We start from the raw sequence: 16,942 nt of genomic DNA, 5'->3' as shown, positions 1-16,942 counted from the left end.
GGGAAGGACTTTGGAGAGGGGGTTGCTTGCTACAGCAGCCCTCCCCCTCGGTGGCGAGAGGACATGTTGGTTACTGTTTACGCGCCGGGGCGTTACCGGCCACGTAGTATTCTGCGGTGCTGCGCGGCAGCGGCGTGCGTTGGCGGATACGGTCGGCGATTTTCTCGGCGATCATGATAGTGGTGGCATTCAGATTACCGGTAATGATCAACGGCATAATTGACGCATCCACCACCCGCAGCCCTTCCAGGCCGTGCACCCGGCCCTGACCATCCACCACCGCCATTTCGTCTTCACCCATTTTGCATGAGCAGGAAGGATGGAAGGCGGTTTCGGCATGTTCGCGAACAAAAGCGTCCAACTGCTCGTCGGTCTGCACTTCCGGCCCTGGGCTTATCTCACGACCACGGTATTCATCCAACGCCGGCTGCGCCATGATTTCACGTGTGATACGGATAGCATCACGGAACTCCTGCCAGTCCTGCTCGGTCGCCATATAGTTGAACAAGATGCTCGGGTGCTGGCGCGGATCTTTGGATTTGACCTGCACCCGGCCACGGCTCGGGGAGCGCATCGAACCGACGTGTGCCTGGAAACCGTGCTCTTTCACCGCATTACTGCCGTTGTAGTTAATCGCTACCGGCAGGAAATGATACTGAATGTTCGGCCAGGCAAACTCTTCACGGCTGCGGATAAAACCACCGGCTTCAAACTGGTTACTGGCACCAATACCGCTGCCATTGAATAGCCATTCCGCACCGATTTTAGGCTGGTTAAACCATTGCAGCGCAGGGTACAGCGACACCGGTTTTTTACAGGCGTACTGCAGGTACATTTCCAGATGGTCTTGCAGGTTTTCACCCACCCCCGGCAGTTCGTGTACCAGATCAATATCCAGACGGTTCAACAAGGCGGCCGGCCCCACGCCGGAGCGCTGCAGGATCTGTGGCGAGGCGATCGCCCCGGCGCACAGCAGCACTTCCCGACGCGCACGGGCACTGGTGACATCCTTTGCTTCACCCTGCAAGTAGTCAACGCCCACCGCCCGCTTGCCGTCGAAGCGGATGCGATCGGTCAGCGCGTGGGTCACAATCTTCAAATTAGGGCGAGAACGCGCCTGATCCAGATAACCGCGAGCGGTGCTGGCACGACGACCTTTCGGCGTGACGGTGCGATCCATCGGGCCGAAGCCTTCCTGCTGGTAGCCGTTCAGATCCTCGGTACGCGGGTAGCCTGCCTGAACGCCAGCCTCCACCATCGCGTGGAATAATTCGTTGTTACCGGCTTTCGGCGTGGTAACGCTGACCGGGCCATCACCGCCGTGAAAATCGTTCGGCCCGATATCGCGGGTTTCCGCCTTGCGGAAATACGGCAGACAATCCAGGTAGCTCCAGTCTTCCAGACCCGGTGCCTTCGCCCAGTTATCGAAATCCATCGCGTTGCCGCGGATGTAGCACATGCCGTTTATCAGCGATGAACCGCCCAGTCCCTTACCACGGCCACATTCCATGCGGCGATTGTTCATGTGCGGCTCAGGGTCGGTTTCATAGGCCCAGTTGTAACGGCGGCCCTGCAGCGGGAATGCCAACGCCGCCGGCATCTGAGTGCGAAAATCCATCCGATAGTCCGGGCCGCCGGCTTCCAGCAGCAGCACGCTGACGTCAGCGTCTTCGGTTAAGCGGGTGGCTAATACGTTACCGGCCGAGCCGGCCCCGATAATGATGTAATCGTATTCCATCGATTATCCCCTTAATATTTGTATGCCTTAATAATGCAAATGGCCTGAAGGTCAGCATGCTGAATAAACCAAGGCAGTTTTGGATGCAAAAAAGGATATATCCCCTATGGATTTCGAGTTACAGCTAGGCGGCAAGGGCGCAGAGCCCCAGGAGCTTACTCAAGTAAGTGACTGGGGTCTGCGCTCGCAGCCAACAACGCTGTAGCTTGAAAGACGACGGGGATAATTAAAATATGGAGGCGTATTCGCCTAACTCGACCTGCACTGATTTGATCTGGGTGTAGTGCTCCAGCGTCATCAGGCCGTTTTCTCGGCCGACGCCAGACTGCTTGTAACCGCCAACCGGCATTTCCGCCGCCGATTCGCCCCAGGTATTAATCCAGCAGATGCCGGCTTCCAACTGGTGGATCACCCGATGGGCGCGGGTCAGATCATTGGTCACGACACCCGCGGCCAGGCCGAAGGTGGTGTCGTTGGCGCGGCGTACTACTTCCTCTTCACTTTGATAGCTGAGGATGCTCATGACCGGCCCGAAGATCTCTTCGCGCACAATTTCCATCTCGTCACGACAATCGGTAAACACCGTCGGCGCCACATAAGCACCCTTGGCAAATTCACCTTCAGTGACACGCTCGCCACCGCACAGCAGACGCGCACCGCTGTTCTTGCCGCTTTCGATAAAGCGCAGCACCGATTCCATATGCGCGAAGCTAACCAGCGGGCCAAAGTTGGTTTGCGGATCGGTTGGGTCGCCCAGACGGATACGTTTTACACGCTCGAGGATTTTGGCTTCAAATTGTGCCTGCAACGCTGCGGGAACAAATACGCGGGTGCCGTTGGTACACACCTGGCCGGAACTGTAGAAGTTGGCCATCATGGCGATATCAGCGGCGCGATCCAAATCGGCGTCGTCAAAGATAATCAGCGGCGATTTGCCACCCAGTTCCATGGTGACTTCTTTCAGCGTCGAGCCGGAGGCATTAGCCATCACTTTCTTGCCGGTTTTCACCCCGCCGGTGAACGACACCTTGGCGATACCAGGATGATCGGTCAGGTACTGGCCCACTTCTGCGCCGCTGCCGGTGACCACGTTGAATACGCCGTCCGGCAGGCCCGCTTCGGTGTAGATCTCTGCCAGTTTCAGCGCCGTCAAAGAAGTCACTTCACTGGGTTTGAAAATCATGGCGTTGCCTGCCGCCAATGCGGGGGCAGACTTCCATAAGGCGATTTGAATCGGGTAGTTCCAGGCGCCGATACCGGCCACCACACCCAAGGGTTCGCGGCGGGTATAAACAAAGGAGGTATCGCGCAGCGGGATCTGCTGCCCCTCGATGGACGGGATCAGGCCAGCGTAATACTCCAGCACGTCGGCACCGGTGACAATATCTACCGCCGTGGTTTCTGACATCGCCTTGCCGGTATCCAGCGTTTCCAGCGCGGCCAGTTCGTCGTTACGTTCGCGCAGGATATCTACTGCACGACGCAAAATGCGAGAACGCGCCATCGCCGTCATTGCCGCCCACACCTTCTGTCCGCTGGCTGCGCTGGCCACCGCACGGTTGACGTCTTCAGCGCTGGCGGACTGGATTTCGGCAAGGACTTCGCCGTTCGCCGGGTTCACTGCGTTGAAGGTTTTTCCATCGGTACTGTCTACATAGGCGCCATTAATATAGAGCTTCTGTAAGCCAAAACGGGACATAGGTTCTCCTTGGGTTGTCCTCAGGGTGGCGTGTGCCCCCGGAGTTGAAACGTAATGTAATCGGTAGTGAGCGCTATCGCCTGCGCCTGATTAAATGCCGCACCGCGCAACGCGCTGCGCAACCACAGGCCGTCGATCAACGCCGCCAGCCCTTTGGCTGCCAGCCGTGCCTCCGCCTGCGGCAACACCCGGCTAAATTCAGCGCACAGGTTGGAATACAGACGGCGACCATTCACCTGCTGCAGCCGATTGAGCTGCGGCTGGTGCAGGCTGCTGGCCCAAAAGGCCAACCAGGTTTTCATCGCCGCGCTGTTGATCTGGCTGTCGTCGAAGTTGCCGGCGACGATCGCCTGCAGCCGCGATGCCGGGCTGTGGTCGCTCAACGCCTGCAGCCTTAGCTTCACCGCTTCGCCCAGATGGCTAATCAAATAGCGCATCGTGGCCTCCAGCAGGCCGTTCTTGTCCTTGAAATAGTGGCTGATGATGCCGTTGGAAACCCCTGCCCGCCGCGCTATCTGCGCAATGGTGGCATCATGCATTCCAACTTCATTGACTGCGGCCAGCGTGGCATCTATCAACTGCTGCCTTCTGATCGGCTGCATCCCTACCTTTGGCATAATTCGACTCTCACAAAACCGACTTCGGCCTCGTCTCAGCGGCGGAATTTCACTGCCTTTCCGCCTGCTGAACTTGGTCTTCATGCTAACTATTAAACTTTTTTTTGATTGAACGTTCAATAAAAATTGAATATATTTTATTGCCGATTGGTTATAAATATGTATTTTTCGGTTGTGGAACTGGCTGATTTTTGTGAGGTATTTAACGAATCTGACCAAAATCAGTGTCTGTAAGCGGTTCCCACCACGAAGCGATTTTCCGCTTCGTAAACAAGCAAAGCGGCAATCTTTGGCAAGCAATAGTGATTGTCGCGGCGTTCTTATCCGCACTGTTTCCGGGCGACACCCGCGTGTCGTTCAGGCTGGTGTGTGGGCACGATTTTACTCAGTTGTTAAAAAACAGAGGAAGACGATGACAACACGCGAAACCTCCTCAAAACCGCAAAAGGATGGCCTTAATCCTGTGGTTTTCTTTACCTCGGCAGGGCTGATTTTGGCCTTCTCGCTGATGACCATCTTTTTTACCGATTTCTCCGGGCGATGGATCACCCGCACCCTGAATTGGGTTTCAACCACCTTCGGCTGGTACTATCTGCTGGCCGCCACCCTGTACATCGTATTTGTGGTGTTTATCGCCGCTTCGCGCTTTGGTTCGATCAAGCTCGGGCCTGAACAATCAAAACCCGAATTCAGCCTGATGAGCTGGGCGGCGATGCTGTTCGCCGCCGGTATCGGCATCGATCTGATGTTCTTCTCGGTCGCCGAACCGGTGACACAATATATGATGCCGCCGGAAGGCCAGGGCCAGACGCTGGAAGCCGCACGCCAGGCAATGGTCTGGACGCTGTTCCACTACGGCCTGACCGGCTGGTCGATGTACGCGTTGATGGGTATCGCCCTCGGCTATTTCAGCTATCGCTATAACCTGCCGCTGACCATCCGCTCTGCCCTGTACCCGATTTTCGGTAAACGCATCAATGGCCCGATTGGCCACAGCGTAGATATCGCCGCGGTGCTGGGTACCATCTTCGGTATCGCCACCACGCTCGGTATTGGCGTAGTGCAGTTGAACTACGGGCTGAAAGTGCTGTTTCACATACCGGAAAACCTGACGGTTCAGGCCGCGTTGATCCTGCTTTCGGTGATCATGGCCACTATTTCGGTGACTTCCGGCGTCAATAAGGGCATCCGTATTCTGTCCGAGCTCAACGTGCTGTTGGCACTGGGGCTGATTTTATTCGTGCTGTTCTTCGGCGATACCGAGTTCCTGCTCAATGCGCTGGTGCTTAACGTCGGTGATTACGTCAACCGCTTTATGGGCATGACGCTCAACAGTTTCGCCTTCGATCGCCCGGTGGAATGGATGAACAACTGGACCCTGTTCTTCTGGGCCTGGTGGGTGGCCTGGGCGCCGTTTGTCGGCCTGTTCCTGGCGCGAATTTCACGTGGGCGTACCATTCGCCAGTTTGTGGTCGGCACGCTGATTATTCCGTTCGTGTTTACCCTGCTGTGGCTGTCAATCTTCGGTAACAGCGCGCTGTACCAGATTATTCACGGCAACGCCGCCTTCGCGCAGGAAGTGATGCAGTACCCGGAACGGGGATTCTATAGCCTGCTGGCGCAGTATCCGGGCTTTACCTTCAGCGCTTCGGTGGCCACTATCACTGGGCTGCTGTTCTACGTCACCTCGGCGGATTCAGGCTCGCTGGTGCTGGGTAACTTCACCTCACGCCTGAGCGACATCAATAATGACGCCCCCAACTGGCTGCGTATTTTCTGGTCGGTAGCGATTGGCCTGCTGACCATAGGTATGTTGATGACCGACGGCGTGCCTGCCCTGCAGAAAACCACGGTGATCATGGGCCTGCCGTTCAGTTTTGTGATCTTCTTCGTGATGGCCGGGTTGTATAAATCGCTACGGGTGGAGGATTACCGCAAGGCCAGCGCGCTGAACACCAATGCGCCCATGCCGGTGTCCAGCAATGACGTGCTGAACTGGAAACAGCGCCTGTCGCGGGTAATGAATTATCCGGGCAGCCAATACACACAGAAAATGATGGATACCCGCTGTCGGCCGGCGATGCAGGAAGTGGCGCGTGAGCTGGAATTACGCGGCGCCAAAGTGGAGTTCAGTGAAGTGCCGCCAACCGAAGATGAGCGTTTAAACCATCTGGAGTTGCTGGTGCATTTAGGCGAGGAGCAGAACTTTATCTACCAGATCTGGCCGCAGCGTTACTCGGTGCCGGGCTTTACCTATCGCGCCCGCTCCGGCAAGTCGCACTACTACCGGCTGGAAACCTTCCTGATGGAAGGCACCCAGGGCAATGACCTGATGGACTACAGCAAGGAACAGGTAATCGGCGATATCCTCGATCAGTACGAGAAACACCTGAACTTTGTGCACATCCACCGTGAGGCACCGGGTAACACCCTGACCTTCCCGGATATGTAAGCGCTAATCCGCTGTTAAACACCAAAGGCCACATCGCGTGGCCTTTGGTTTTCAGGGTAGCCGGAGCCTGCGCCACTTATTTCCCCATGGTGTCTTTTTTCATTTCATCTTTCTTCATGCCGTCTTTGGCCATGCTGTCTTTTTTCATGCCGTCATGTTTCATCGCATCCTTACTCATACTGTCTTTCTTCATGCAATCCTTGCCCATGCAGTCTTTCTTCATGCCGTCTTTAGCCATGCCGTCATGAGACATCTGGCCCATATTGTCCTTTTTCATCGCGTCTTTGCTCATGCTGTCTGCTGCATTGGCACCGATAGAACCCAACATCAACGCGCTGCACATCATCACTGCGAATAACTTTTTCATGGTATTTCCTTCTCTCATTTAAAAAGCACCTGTGTGCCGGGGATAGTTGTGGCCGCCTTTAGCTGCCGCCAAACCAGTTGTAACCTTGATCTTCCCAGTAACCGCCGGGAAAGCGGTTGGTGACTTCAATCACCTGAATATGTTTCGGATTCTTGTAGCCGAGCTTGGTCGGCATACGCAGCTTCATCGGATAGCCGTATTTTCGCGGCAGGATCTGGCCGTCGTAGGTCAGCGCCATAATGGTTTGTGGATGCAGCGCCGTGGCCATATCGATACTGGTGTAGTAATCGTCGGCGCATTTGAAACTGACATATTTGGCGCTCAGGTCCGCACCGATCGCCTGGAGAAATTCCGCGAACGGCACCCCGCCCCACTTGCCGATCGCACTCCAACCCTCTACGCAAATATGGCGCGTCACCTGACTGATTTGCGTCATCTTGTGCAATTGCGGCAGCGTCCAGGGCTGCTTATTCAGCACCAGTCCGTTGACCTCCAGCCGGTAGTCGTCGCCATTGATCTCCGGTGCCTGATCCTCGGCATAAAACGCGTTGAACGGGAACGGACGAGTGATCATCGACTCGGCATACACCGGTGCCAGATGGTCGGCATTGAACAGCCAGCCCTGTACCCGATCGTTAAAGCGTGAGATACGGCTCAGCGCCTGTTCGACATTGGTGTTGTCGCTGATGTCACACCCGGTGAGCATGGCAATCCCCCCCAACGTCAGCCCGTTGCGCAGGAAGCGCCGCCGCGAAGAAGACTCCAGTTGGCGTGCCAGCAGTTGCTGCGCCTCTCTGACGATCTCTTGCCCTTCACTCAGGCTTATTGGCTGTTTCTGTGCTTTCATCAGGCTCTCCTTAACGTCCACGCAGCATGGCCAACAGCGTGCGTGGCACCAACGCCACCATCACCAGATGCACCACCACAAAACCCACCAGCCCCGACATGGCGAAAAAGTGGATATAACGCGCCGCTTCATAGCCACCGAGCAGTTCACGCAACAGTGGAAATTGCACCGACTTCCACAGCACCAGGCCGGAAAGCACCATCACCACGCCCGCCACCATCACAAACAGATAGGCTGCCCGCTGCACCATGTTGTAATGGCGTAAATCGTTATGGCCGAGCTTGCCCCGCAGCGCCGCCAGCAAATCGCCGAGCAAGGCTCTCGGGCTGAGCGGCCAGAATTTGCGTTTCAGCCGGCCACTGAAAATATTAATCAGCAGATAACACAGACCGTTAATGCCAAACAGCCACATGCCGGCAAAGTGCCACTGCAACGCGCCGCCCAACCAACCGCCCAGCGTCAGCTCATTGATAAAACTGAAGTTAAAGAACGGCGAAGCGTTGTAGATGCGCCAGCCGCTGGTGACCATAATCAGCATCGCCAGCGCATTCAGCCAGTGCGTCAGGCGCAGCCACAGCGGATGGATCACCACCGGTTTCTCCGGTGTAATGGACATGGCCATGAGGCTTTCCTTGGGTGGCGTTTCGATGCGCTGAGTATCCGCCTGATTTGTTCCCCAAGACCTCACGCAAAGTTAAATAAAATGTGATAACTCCGGCACTGAGGGTTGTGTAGACTTCAATCAGGTCTGGCAATAGCGGTGAGAAGAGTGGAAAAGCCAAAGAAAATTTTAATCGTCGAGGACGACGGCAACATCGCCGAGCTGCTGCAATTACATCTGCGCGATGAAGGCTATGACATCGGCCATGCCGCCGATGGCAATCTGGGCATGGCGATGCTGGAACAGGGTGGCTGGGATGCACTGATCCTCGACCTGATGCTGCCGGGCATTGACGGGCTGGAGATCTGCCGCCGCGCCCGCAATATGACGCGCTACACGCCAATCATTATTACCAGCGCGCGCTCCAGCGAGGTACACCGAGTTTTGGGATTGGAACTGGGCGCGGACGACTACCTCGCCAAGCCCTTCTCGATGCTGGAACTGGTGGCCAGGGTCAAGGCGCTGTTTCGCCGCCAGGAGGCGATGAGCCGCAACCTGCGGTTGGACGCAGGCACCCTGAACTTTGACGGCTTAACCATCGACCCTATTGCCCGAGAAGTGCATTTGAACCAACAGAATGTCGATCTGACGCCGCGCGAATTTGACCTGCTGTATTTTTTTGCCAAACACCCCGGCAAGGTGTTTTCCCGCCTCAGCCTGCTCAATCAGGTGTGGGGTTATCAGCACGAAGGCTACGAGCACACCGTGAATACTCATATCAACCGGCTGCGTATCAAGATCGAAACCAATCCGGCGGAACCCGAGCGCATCCTCACCGTGTGGGGCATGGGCTATAAATTCGCGGCTGTGCCGCAAGAGTGAATCATGAAAAACCTTACGCTAACGCAACGTCTGACCCTGATCTTCGCCCTGTTGATGGTAGTCAGCTGCGCCATCTCCGGCTGGATGCAGGTGCGCAGCAGCACCCAGTACAGCCAGGCGGTGATCCAACGGCTGTCCGGTAATCTGGCGCAGCACATTGCCGACAGCAACCCGCTGTTGGGGCAAAACGGGCTGAACGCGCAGTCGGTGCAAAACCTGTTCGGTCAACTGATGGCGGTGAATCCCAGCGTTGAGGTGTACCTGCTCGATAAGCAGGGCGAGATTATCGGCGATGCCGCACCGGCCGGTCACCTGAAGCGACAAAAAGTAAGCCTGCAGCCGCTGCAGGCGCTCTTTAATGGTGCAAATATGCCGGTGTACGGCGATGACCCGCGTAATCCGGATGCCAAAAAAGTGTTCAGCGCCGCGCCCCTGAAGGTCAACGGTCAGGTTGAGGGCTACCTGTACGTGGTTTTGCTGGGTGAGGATTACGATGCGTTAGCCAGTCATGCCTTGCACAACTCCGCGGTCTCCATGGCGCTGTGGACCTCGGGCCTGATGGTGCTGTTCAGTCTGGTGGCCGGTGGTTTTGCGTTTTATTGGGTGACCCGACCTATCCGCCGTCTGACACGCCAGGTCACTGAGCTGGACAGCGGTGGCATCGCGGCGGTACAAGCCTATGCGGCACTGCCGGCCGACAGCGGCGGTCGCGATGAAGTCAGCCGACTGCAGCAGGCATTCCGCAGCATGGCGCAGCGTATCGCCGAACAGTGGCAGACGCTTTCGCAGCAGGATCAGCAACGCCGCGAGTTTATTGCCAATATCTCGCACGATCTGCGCACTCCCCTGACGTCGTTGCACGGCTACCTGGAAACCTTGTCGGTAAAATCGGCCAGCCTGAGCGACAACGATCGTCAACGCTATCTGGAGATTGCACTGGCGCAGAGCCGTAAGGTCGGCCGATTGGCGCAGGAACTGTTCGAGCTGGCGCGACTGGAGTATGGCGTGGTGAAACCGCAGAAGGAGCCGTTCTCACTCAGCGAATTGGTGCAGGACGTGTTCCAGAAGTTCGAATTGGCAGCAGAGGCTCGCCAGCAAAGGCTGCTGGCGGATATTACCCCCGGCATTCCGTTGGTGTTTGCCGATGTCAGCATGATTGAGCGGGTATTGACCAACCTGCTGGACAACGCCATCCGCCACACGCCGCAGGGCGGTGAGATTGAGGTGCGCCTGTGGCAACAGGCAGGCAAGGTGCTGGTGCAGGTCAATGACAGCGGCCCGGGCATCCCGCAGGAACTACGCGCCGATCTGTTCGTGCGCCCTTCGATTCTGAGCAGCGCCCGCCGCCATGCCAGCGGGCTGGGACTGATGATCGTTCGGCGCATTTTGCTGCTGCACGACAGCGATATCCAACTGGTCGAGCGGCCGCAAACCGGTGCCTGTTTCCGCTTTTCGATCCCGCTGCGTTAGTTAATGCAGCTTTTATCGACGCTGATAAATTTGTCGTTATAAATAATAAATTTCTGCCCTTTCAGCCGAATGCCTGCATGGGTCAGCGTATCACCCGGGCGCAGGTATTCGGTGATCCCCTCCTCGTCGGTACTGTCACAACCGGGCTTGAGCAGAAACTTGAAGTAGGTGTTGCCGGTATTAGTGAGCGTGCCACGCTGCGGATCCAACCGATAGGCGAAATGACTCTGGCGTGGGCGCACCACCAAAATGGTGTCCATCACCACTATCGGCTCCAGATTGACGCCGGCAGTTTGACGCTGCGCCGGGTCGAAAAGGCGGGTGGGAATTTCGCGAAATGATACCCGGTAATAACGCTCGCGATCGTCCTGCGGGCCACGGTAGAAGAACTTGTAATATTCGCCCTGCCCGGCCTGCAGTTGCAGCTGGCGCGGGGCAAACAGCAGTTCACCGTCCGCCGGGCGGCTGCGTGTTTCTTTCTCCCCCGGTCTGTCGATGGCGCGCACAGTCACCTGATAAATACGCGCGCTGCGGTTGTTGTTCAGCACCCGCTTGGCGGTGAACGATTGATCCTGATCCATCGCAAACGTCAGGGTGCCGACGTTTATCGCCGTCGCGCCAAATGGCCAACACAGTAGCCAGAACAGCCAGCTTCTCATGGGTTGTTCCTAGTTAATGTTGCGCCAGGTGGCTTCAACGTGGATCTCCCCGGCAGCGCTAACGTCGCCATACCAGCCGTTACCTTCCACCGTCTTTAGGGAAATCGGGTTATTCATCGGAATGCTGAACTTGACCCGGGTTTTGTTCAGCACCCCTACCTCACCGGAGATGTCATTCCACGGCGTGCTGCTCCATAACGCATCGGTCATGTCATGCCACTGTCCGTCGCAGCCTGCGTCATAGCTTTGTTGGCCGTTGGTGCTGGTAGTGATACTGAGCATGGCCGGGAAAGGCACCTGACTTTGGTTATCCGCCGAGGAAAAAATGCAGTAATTAATCCCGTTGATCACCTGCGTTGGGCCGGTGGCCATCACTCGCACCTGGTCGGCGGCGGTCTTGCCGCTGGTGGTGACGATATAACCAAACTCCAGCGGAGGCTCCGCCGGGCCGACGTAACCTTCTCGATGTGGCTGGTTATCGTAGTCGTCGGAGATGATGCTGATGCTGAAATCACGCGGTTTGATAATCAACTGGTTGGAGGTGGAAAACTCGTACCAGCCGGACTCGGGTGAGGTGGTGTTCTGGAAGCGGAAGTTAATCAGGTCACGAGTGCCGCTGTCGGAAATCCCCAGTTTCACCATTTGCTTGAAAAAGTTGCTGGCGAAGAACACGTAAATCACATTACTGCTCTTCAGTTGATTAAAGGTGTAATAGCTGCCGGTTCCCGAGGTGTTTTTCCAGCTATTGCCATCCAGGCTGAACTGCAAATCGGCGGCGTTGGTCGCCGACGTTAACGCCGCATGGTTGATCGCCGGGAACACGTGAATCGAGGTATTGCTGACGCTGCCGTCGGTCCGCAGATCGTAACTGACCATTTTACAGGTGATGCCAGAGCGTGAACCGATAGTCTGGTTTTTACAGTCGGCATTGCCCTCACCGATGATCGGTACGCCATCACTGTTAACAAACACTTCCGACACCGCGTTGGTGTTGATAAAACGCAGATGCGCCGCCTTGCTGTGGGTTACGGTGCGTTTATACCAGCTACCTCTGCTCTGATCCTGACAGCGCCCCCCGCTACTGGCATCGTAGACATCCGCGGTTTGGCAGGCATTAATCTGCATGCTGAATGCGCTGCCTGGGGCCATTTGCTGCAAGTATTGATAGAAACTCGGCGACATCATGCCGTGCATCCATTTAGCCCCACCCGAAGTCACCACCGCACCGTAAAAGCCTTTCTCGTCGGTAGCCTGCGGCAAAATCAGGCTGGTATCCATATTGCAGCCGCCATACCAGTTAATGCAGCGCAGCCCGAGAAACGGGTTCTTGATCGGCGTATTTTCCAGCCACATGTCAAAACGATTGTTGGCTGACAGGCCGGTATTGTAGCCGTTATCCACATAGCCGAGGCTTTGTTGATAGATGGTGCCGGAGCCGCCGTATTTTAGCCCAGTCCACTTATTGGCGCCGGTCATGCGCGGATCCAGCCCACCGGCCGGCGTAACAAAAAAGTTGTCATCGGCGTTATTCTCGACAAACACGAACTTCATCGTCGCGGCATCCGGCCAGTTGGTGACGCTCACCGCCGCGCGCAGCGGCAAGGTAACCCACAGCATCAGCAGCAGCGTAAACTTAGCCTTCATTGATCGTCTCTCCTGTCTGCAGGTTACCCGCGTAGGTTTGCAGTCCGCTACAAATCACGTCGCCGACCCATATCGCCCCCTGTGCCTTACTCAGGTCCAGACTCACTTCACAGCTCTGGTTACCCCTGTAGGTGAAGTCGATCACCGGGAACTTCTTATCGACGTCCATAATGAATTCGCCTTTTTCATCGGTGCGGGTGCGGCCGATATGGTTTTTGATATAGGCGTTGGCCAGCAGTGTGCCGTCTTCCGCCTTGATGCGGCCAAATACCGTCACCATCTGTTTAATTTCCGGCGTGATCACCGCCACATTGCCCGGATACAGCGTTAACTTGCTCTTGCGCCTGGTGACGATATCGAAGCTTTCCGCCGAGTTTTTATTGTTCATCAACTCAACTTCGTACTGGCCGTACGGCGACAACGGCACATAGTTTTTATTGCCGGTCAGCTTGACCGTCCGGCCATCAACCCGGGCGGTCAGCATGCCGTCATTTCCAATGCCGGTGTTAAAGATGATGCCCGCATTGCCCTCATTTCTGCCGCTGGCCGCAATATCACGCCCCTGCCAGCCGACGCTGCCGCTGGCGGTCAGGCTGGTGTTAACATAACCGTCGGCAGAGCTGCTGACGTTGACCGTACCGGCGGAATATTTGGTGTCAAAGCGCGCATAGGCCCCTCCGTTCATACTGTTGTCGCCCTTGGTGTCACCGGAGATCGCCCGTGACAGGTTGGCACCCAGGGTGCGAATGGGGCCGTCTTGAATGTCTTTACGCGCGGCCAGGTTGGCCGTGGTATAGCCGTTCTGATTTGAAACCCCGGCGCTGAGCCAGTTGCCCATTGGCAGTGAGAAATCGAGTGCGATGTATTTACCGGTATTCGAACTGTAGCCACCGTTGTTGTAGCGCTGTACGCCGGCACGCACGCCAAGCGTGCCAAAACGACCGGTGAAAATATTTTGGTAATAATCAGCGTTGTAATAGTGACTGCCATTCTTTTTATCGTCGTTATAACTGAGGCTTAAACTCCCCAACGGTGACCAAAGCGCGCCAAAATTCATCGTGCCGCCGATGGCGCGGTTATGCGCATCGTTTTGCAGCAGTTTGTCGCCGATCACCGTTTTTTCCTGATTGACCCACAGGCTGCTGAAACCGCCGGGCAGCGCGGCACTGACGCTGTTGACCAGGCTCCAGGAATGGTCAGATGCCACCATGTTCTGCACGTTGAACTGAATCGACTGACTGAGTGGCACGCTGATACGGCTTTCACCCACCGCGTTGCTGTCAAACGAGTAACCGGACAGCGCCCAGTTCAGCGTCCGCAAGTTACCGGTGGCCGACGCGCCGATCAGGTAAGAATCCTTGGCCTGCCGCTGGCGTTGATCATCACCGCGCCAGTCATCCATGCGGATCATGCCACCCCAAAATTGCCAGGCCAGCGGCGCATTGGCACCGCGGTTGGGGCTGAACAGCTTGTTCACCCGCTGCATGCGTTTATCCACCACTCGACCGTTGACCACCACCTCAACCTCAACGTCATATATGCCGTAAGGCAAGTTGCCGGTATCCACCTCATGGTTGCCCATGGCAAAGTTCTGCACACTCAACAGTCGTCCCTCGCGCGACAGATGCACTTCCCCCGCAGAGGGGAAGAACGCCACGATCGGCGTCAGCGATTGGCTGTTATCAAATACGGTGGAGTTGGCGCGGTTACCATAAGACAGACCATAGATCTTGCTGGAGTTGATGGTAGTGACCGGCCCCAGCGACTGTAGGTTCCAGCTGTCCAGCATGCCGGCGGCAAAGCGACGGCCGGCAAAGTCACGTTCGTACATTGCCTTATACAGCGTGGCATTCTCATCGCCGCTGCCGATGCCATAAACGGAACCGTTAACTTCCACATGATGCTCACGCAGGGCAGTGACGCTGTTGAGCGACAGGTAGCTGGAGGTATTACCCTCGCTGGCCCGGGTGCGGTTATCATAAACCCCGAGGTTATAATCCAGCGTACTGCTGACGGCATCCACGCTGGAAACGCCGATGTCGCTGGAGCGAGCACGCAGCAGGGTCCCCATCGCCGCCTCCTTCACCACCAGCTGCAAATTAAGCTGGCGGAAATCCAGCGCCAGCCAGGCGTCATCCGTCAGTGCAATGCGCTGTTGCTGGTCAAACTTAGCCTCCTGCAACGCCTGCAATTGCCTGATGGTCTCTGCGGTCAGCGGCGTGCCATCGTCCCCGTCTTCCAGCGTGATCTGGCGGATTTTCAGCCGATCGTTATCCAGATATAAAAAAGCGTGCCCAATGCGGCTGTCATCTTTTACACCGCTGTTTTTTTCAAAGTGCAGCAGCAGTGGAATACTCATGCCTTCGCGCAGCGCCAGGCTGAAGGTCTGCGGGATCAACACACCGTCAATTTGGGTCAGCCCGGCAGCGATCGCCGTCTGCCCCGGTAGCAACACCGCAGGGATCGCCATCACCCCGCCGGCCAGCAGCGTTTTCAACAGCACAGCCTTCACATGCCACTCCTTGCTTTAATGTGGTGCATTCCGTTTCATTGCAGACAAGCTGCTCTATTTCACCGGGATAAACTGGTCGCCATGCCATAACGCCACGCGACCTTTCTTGTCGTTGACGTCTACTTTGCTGAACCCCCGCGCCTTGCCCGGCATCACGAAATAGTTTTCCTTGCAGTCATGGCCGTCTTTCTTGTTACGACAGTTGCCGTAGGCCACCACCTTGAAAGTGGCGTTGCCGGTGTTTTTGATCTGGCCGGCGGCAAACTGGTAATTGAATTGATCCTGCCGGGGTGCCACCACCAAAATGGTGCCGATTCGTGCAGAGGTGGTCGCGACGGCATTGCGCTTGGCCGAGTTTTGCCCCACGTCGCTCAGTGCCTGATCGAACCAGACGATGCGGTAGTAGCGCTCCTGGCCATCAGTTGGCCCTTTGTAATAAAAGCGAATCACATCGCTGGCGTTGGCCGGCAATATCAGGCTGGCCGGTGATAGCAACATTTCGTCTTTACTGCCCATCGGCACCACCGCACCCGATTCCAGCGGGCTGGAGATACGCTCGATTTTGATGTTCACCAGGCGACCACTGTCGGTGGTGTTCTTGATTTCTTTACTCAGACGCGCGCTATCGCTGTGCATGAACGAACTGATCTCACCGACATCAAGCGCGAAAACAGGGTAAGACAGCGATAACAGCAGGAGGGCGGCGAGAGAGAAAGGTTTCATGACGGTATTCCAGTAGCGTTCTTCAGTAGCGGTGAATAACAGGGGGTTACCCCCCTGTTTTACAGCGGTCACTCAGGGGATTAGGCGGTCCAGGTGGCGTTGAACTCAACGCTCACATCACCGCTCCAGATCCCTTCCGGCAAGGTGCTAAAATCAGTCACTGCGGTGGTGCCGTCAGAGGTGGCGCCAATGATGGTGAAGGTGAACTGGTCTTGTGCACTGGTACGAACGGCCTTGTTATAGGCGTTAGACAGCGCGCTCAGGTTGCCACCCAGAATGCCGGCAGAGGTATCAATCATGGTGGTCTCAGCGGTTTTCTCTACGGCCTCGCCGTTGTAGTTCACACCCACGTTCAGGGTAGAACCAGAGGTGTCGAGCTGAGTCAGGGTGTTGGAAACCAGTTTGGAAGTCAGTTTGAATGCGGTAGCGGTGGCATCCCCTTCCACAGTCACGTCAAACAGACCTTTCTGGCTGTTAAAGCCCTTGATGCCTTCCGCGTAGTTGAAGGACAGGCTGCCGATTGGGGTAACAACCAGTTTGCTGGTGGTGTCTTTCTTTGCGGTAGCAGACCAGGTGGCCAACGCCTGAGCGGTGACGTCGGCGGCTTGTGCAGTGCTAACCGCAGCGAAGGCTGAAATAATGGCCAGTGCCAGTGTAATTTTCTTCATGGTAAAACTCCCTTCAACTTTAAATATGATTGTGCGTCCATTAGCGTGACCTGCTTTAGCCAG

14 protein-coding genes are annotated in these 16,942 nt (G+C 56.2%); 3 read left to right on the top strand and 11 right to left on the bottom strand.

Features of this window, described 5'->3' with window-relative positions; translation table 11 throughout:
• Positions 1-70 precede the first annotated feature (70 nt).
• The 3 genes from betA to betI form a co-directional block, all read right to left on the bottom strand.
• The gene (betA, locus tag ACNT1W_RS09660; RefSeq protein WP_012005948.1) at positions 71-1,738 is read right to left on the bottom strand and encodes a choline dehydrogenase; all 1,668 of its coding nucleotides are present in this window, start codon (positions 1,736-1,738) and stop codon (positions 71-73) included.
• Between the two features lie 226 nt (positions 1,739-1,964).
• Positions 1,965-3,437 (bottom strand): betaine-aldehyde dehydrogenase, encoded by a 1,473-nt coding sequence (gene betB, locus ACNT1W_RS09655; protein WP_017892134.1) that lies wholly within the window; start codon positions 3,435-3,437, stop codon positions 1,965-1,967.
• A 20-nt stretch (positions 3,438-3,457) separates the two neighbouring features.
• Complete coding sequence (gene betI, locus ACNT1W_RS09650; RefSeq protein ID WP_012005946.1) at positions 3,458-4,054, bottom strand: transcriptional regulator BetI; 597 nt, start codon at positions 4,052-4,054, stop codon at positions 3,458-3,460.
• Positions 4,055-4,466: 412 nt separating this feature from the next.
• On the opposite strand from betI, the gene ACNT1W_RS09645 reads away from it, so the two are divergent.
• Complete coding sequence (locus tag ACNT1W_RS09645) at positions 4,467-6,506, top strand: choline transporter (protein ID WP_012005945.1); 2,040 nt, start codon at positions 4,467-4,469, stop codon at positions 6,504-6,506.
• A gap of 76 nt (positions 6,507-6,582) precedes the next feature.
• On the opposite strand, the gene ACNT1W_RS09640 is transcribed toward ACNT1W_RS09645, so the two are convergent.
• Genes ACNT1W_RS09640 through ACNT1W_RS09630 form a run of 3 tightly spaced genes read right to left on the bottom strand, consistent with a single transcriptional unit; the run spans position 6,583 to position 8,342 of the window.
• Positions 6,583-6,873 carry a pentapeptide MXKDX repeat protein gene (locus tag ACNT1W_RS09640; protein ID WP_419246706.1) on the bottom strand — a complete coding sequence of 97 codons (291 nt, stop codon included), beginning with the start codon at positions 6,871-6,873 and terminating at the stop codon, positions 6,583-6,585.
• A gap of 58 nt (positions 6,874-6,931) precedes the next feature.
• Entirely contained in the window at positions 6,932-7,720 is a 789-nt protein-coding gene (locus ACNT1W_RS09635) for a molybdopterin-dependent oxidoreductase (protein WP_012005943.1), read from the bottom strand.
• A gap of 10 nt (positions 7,721-7,730) precedes the next feature.
• Positions 7,731-8,342: a cytochrome b/b6 domain-containing protein gene (locus ACNT1W_RS09630; protein WP_419246705.1), complete on the bottom strand. Its 612-nt coding sequence runs from the start codon at positions 8,340-8,342 to the stop codon at positions 7,731-7,733.
• Between the two features lie 147 nt (positions 8,343-8,489).
• On the opposite strand from ACNT1W_RS09630, the gene ACNT1W_RS09625 reads away from it, so the two are divergent.
• Together ACNT1W_RS09625 and ACNT1W_RS09620 are read left to right on the top strand one after the other, a co-directional pair.
• The gene (locus ACNT1W_RS09625; RefSeq protein WP_419246704.1) at positions 8,490-9,203 is read left to right on the top strand and encodes a response regulator transcription factor; all 714 of its coding nucleotides are present in this window, start codon (positions 8,490-8,492) and stop codon (positions 9,201-9,203) included.
• 3 nt (positions 9,204-9,206) lie between these two features.
• On the top strand, positions 9,207-10,673 hold the full coding sequence (locus tag ACNT1W_RS09620; RefSeq protein ID WP_419246703.1) for an ATP-binding protein: 1,467 nt from the start codon (positions 9,207-9,209) through the stop codon (positions 10,671-10,673).
• Here ACNT1W_RS09620 and ACNT1W_RS09615 read toward each other — a convergent pair.
• From ACNT1W_RS09615 to ecpA, 5 genes are all read right to left on the bottom strand, one after another.
• The gene (locus tag ACNT1W_RS09615; protein ID WP_112363843.1) at positions 10,670-11,332 is read right to left on the bottom strand and encodes a fimbria/pilus periplasmic chaperone; all 663 of its coding nucleotides are present in this window, start codon (positions 11,330-11,332) and stop codon (positions 10,670-10,672) included. The genes ACNT1W_RS09620 and ACNT1W_RS09615 overlap by 4 nt on opposite strands.
• A 9-nt stretch (positions 11,333-11,341) precedes the next feature.
• Positions 11,342-12,976: a fimbrial adhesin EcpD gene (gene ecpD, locus ACNT1W_RS09610; RefSeq protein ID WP_419246702.1), complete on the bottom strand. Its 1,635-nt coding sequence runs from the start codon at positions 12,974-12,976 to the stop codon at positions 11,342-11,344.
• Entirely contained in the window at positions 12,966-15,446 is a 2,481-nt protein-coding gene (locus ACNT1W_RS09605; protein WP_419246863.1) for a CS1-pili formation C-terminal domain-containing protein, read from the bottom strand. Before ACNT1W_RS09605 ends, ecpD begins: the two co-directional genes overlap by 11 nt.
• Before the next feature lie 96 nt (positions 15,447-15,542).
• Complete coding sequence (locus ACNT1W_RS09600) at positions 15,543-16,211, bottom strand: hypothetical protein (RefSeq protein WP_419246701.1); 669 nt, start codon at positions 16,209-16,211, stop codon at positions 15,543-15,545.
• 80 nt (positions 16,212-16,291) lie between these two features.
• On the bottom strand, positions 16,292-16,879 hold the full coding sequence (ecpA, locus tag ACNT1W_RS09595; RefSeq protein ID WP_012005935.1) for a common pilus major fimbrillin subunit EcpA: 588 nt from the start codon (positions 16,877-16,879) through the stop codon (positions 16,292-16,294).
• Positions 16,880-16,942: the final 63 nt, after the last annotated feature.

This window comes from Serratia sp. NFX21, from assembly GCF_048517035.1.
GTDB classification, from domain to species: domain Bacteria; phylum Pseudomonadota; class Gammaproteobacteria; order Enterobacterales; family Enterobacteriaceae; genus Serratia; species Serratia quinivorans.
The sequence above is the reverse complement of the archived record's forward strand: the minus strand, read 5'-3'. Positions and strand labels throughout refer to the sequence as shown.

Excerpts from the sequence above, each read along its gene's own strand:
- betA (WP_012005948.1), bottom strand. The coding sequence starts at position 1,738 with ATGGAATACGATTACATCATTATCGGGGCCGGCTCGGCCGGTAACGTA.
- betB (WP_017892134.1), bottom strand. The coding sequence starts at position 3,437 with ATGTCCCGTTTTGGCTTACAGAAGCTCTATATTAATGGCGCCTATGTA.
- betI (WP_012005946.1), bottom strand. The coding sequence starts at position 4,054 with ATGCCAAAGGTAGGGATGCAGCCGATCAGAAGGCAGCAGTTGATAGAT.
- ACNT1W_RS09645 (WP_012005945.1), top strand. The coding sequence starts at position 4,467 with ATGACAACACGCGAAACCTCCTCAAAACCGCAAAAGGATGGCCTTAAT.
- ACNT1W_RS09640 (WP_419246706.1), bottom strand. The coding sequence starts at position 6,873 with ATGAAAAAGTTATTCGCAGTGATGATGTGCAGCGCGTTGATGTTGGGT.
- ACNT1W_RS09635 (WP_012005943.1), bottom strand. The coding sequence starts at position 7,720 with ATGAAAGCACAGAAACAGCCAATAAGCCTGAGTGAAGGGCAAGAGATC.
- ACNT1W_RS09630 (WP_419246705.1), bottom strand. The coding sequence starts at position 8,342 with ATGGCCATGTCCATTACACCGGAGAAACCGGTGGTGATCCATCCGCTG.
- ACNT1W_RS09620 (WP_419246703.1), top strand. The coding sequence starts at position 9,207 with ATGAAAAACCTTACGCTAACGCAACGTCTGACCCTGATCTTCGCCCTG.
- ACNT1W_RS09615 (WP_112363843.1), bottom strand. The coding sequence starts at position 11,332 with ATGAGAAGCTGGCTGTTCTGGCTACTGTGTTGGCCATTTGGCGCGACG.
- ecpD (WP_419246702.1), bottom strand. The coding sequence starts at position 12,976 with ATGAAGGCTAAGTTTACGCTGCTGCTGATGCTGTGGGTTACCTTGCCG.
- ACNT1W_RS09605 (WP_419246863.1), bottom strand. The coding sequence starts at position 15,446 with ATGGCGATCCCTGCGGTGTTGCTACCGGGGCAGACGGCGATCGCTGCC.
- ACNT1W_RS09600 (WP_419246701.1), bottom strand. The coding sequence starts at position 16,211 with ATGAAACCTTTCTCTCTCGCCGCCCTCCTGCTGTTATCGCTGTCTTAC.
- ecpA (WP_012005935.1), bottom strand. The coding sequence starts at position 16,879 with ATGAAGAAAATTACACTGGCACTGGCCATTATTTCAGCCTTCGCTGCG.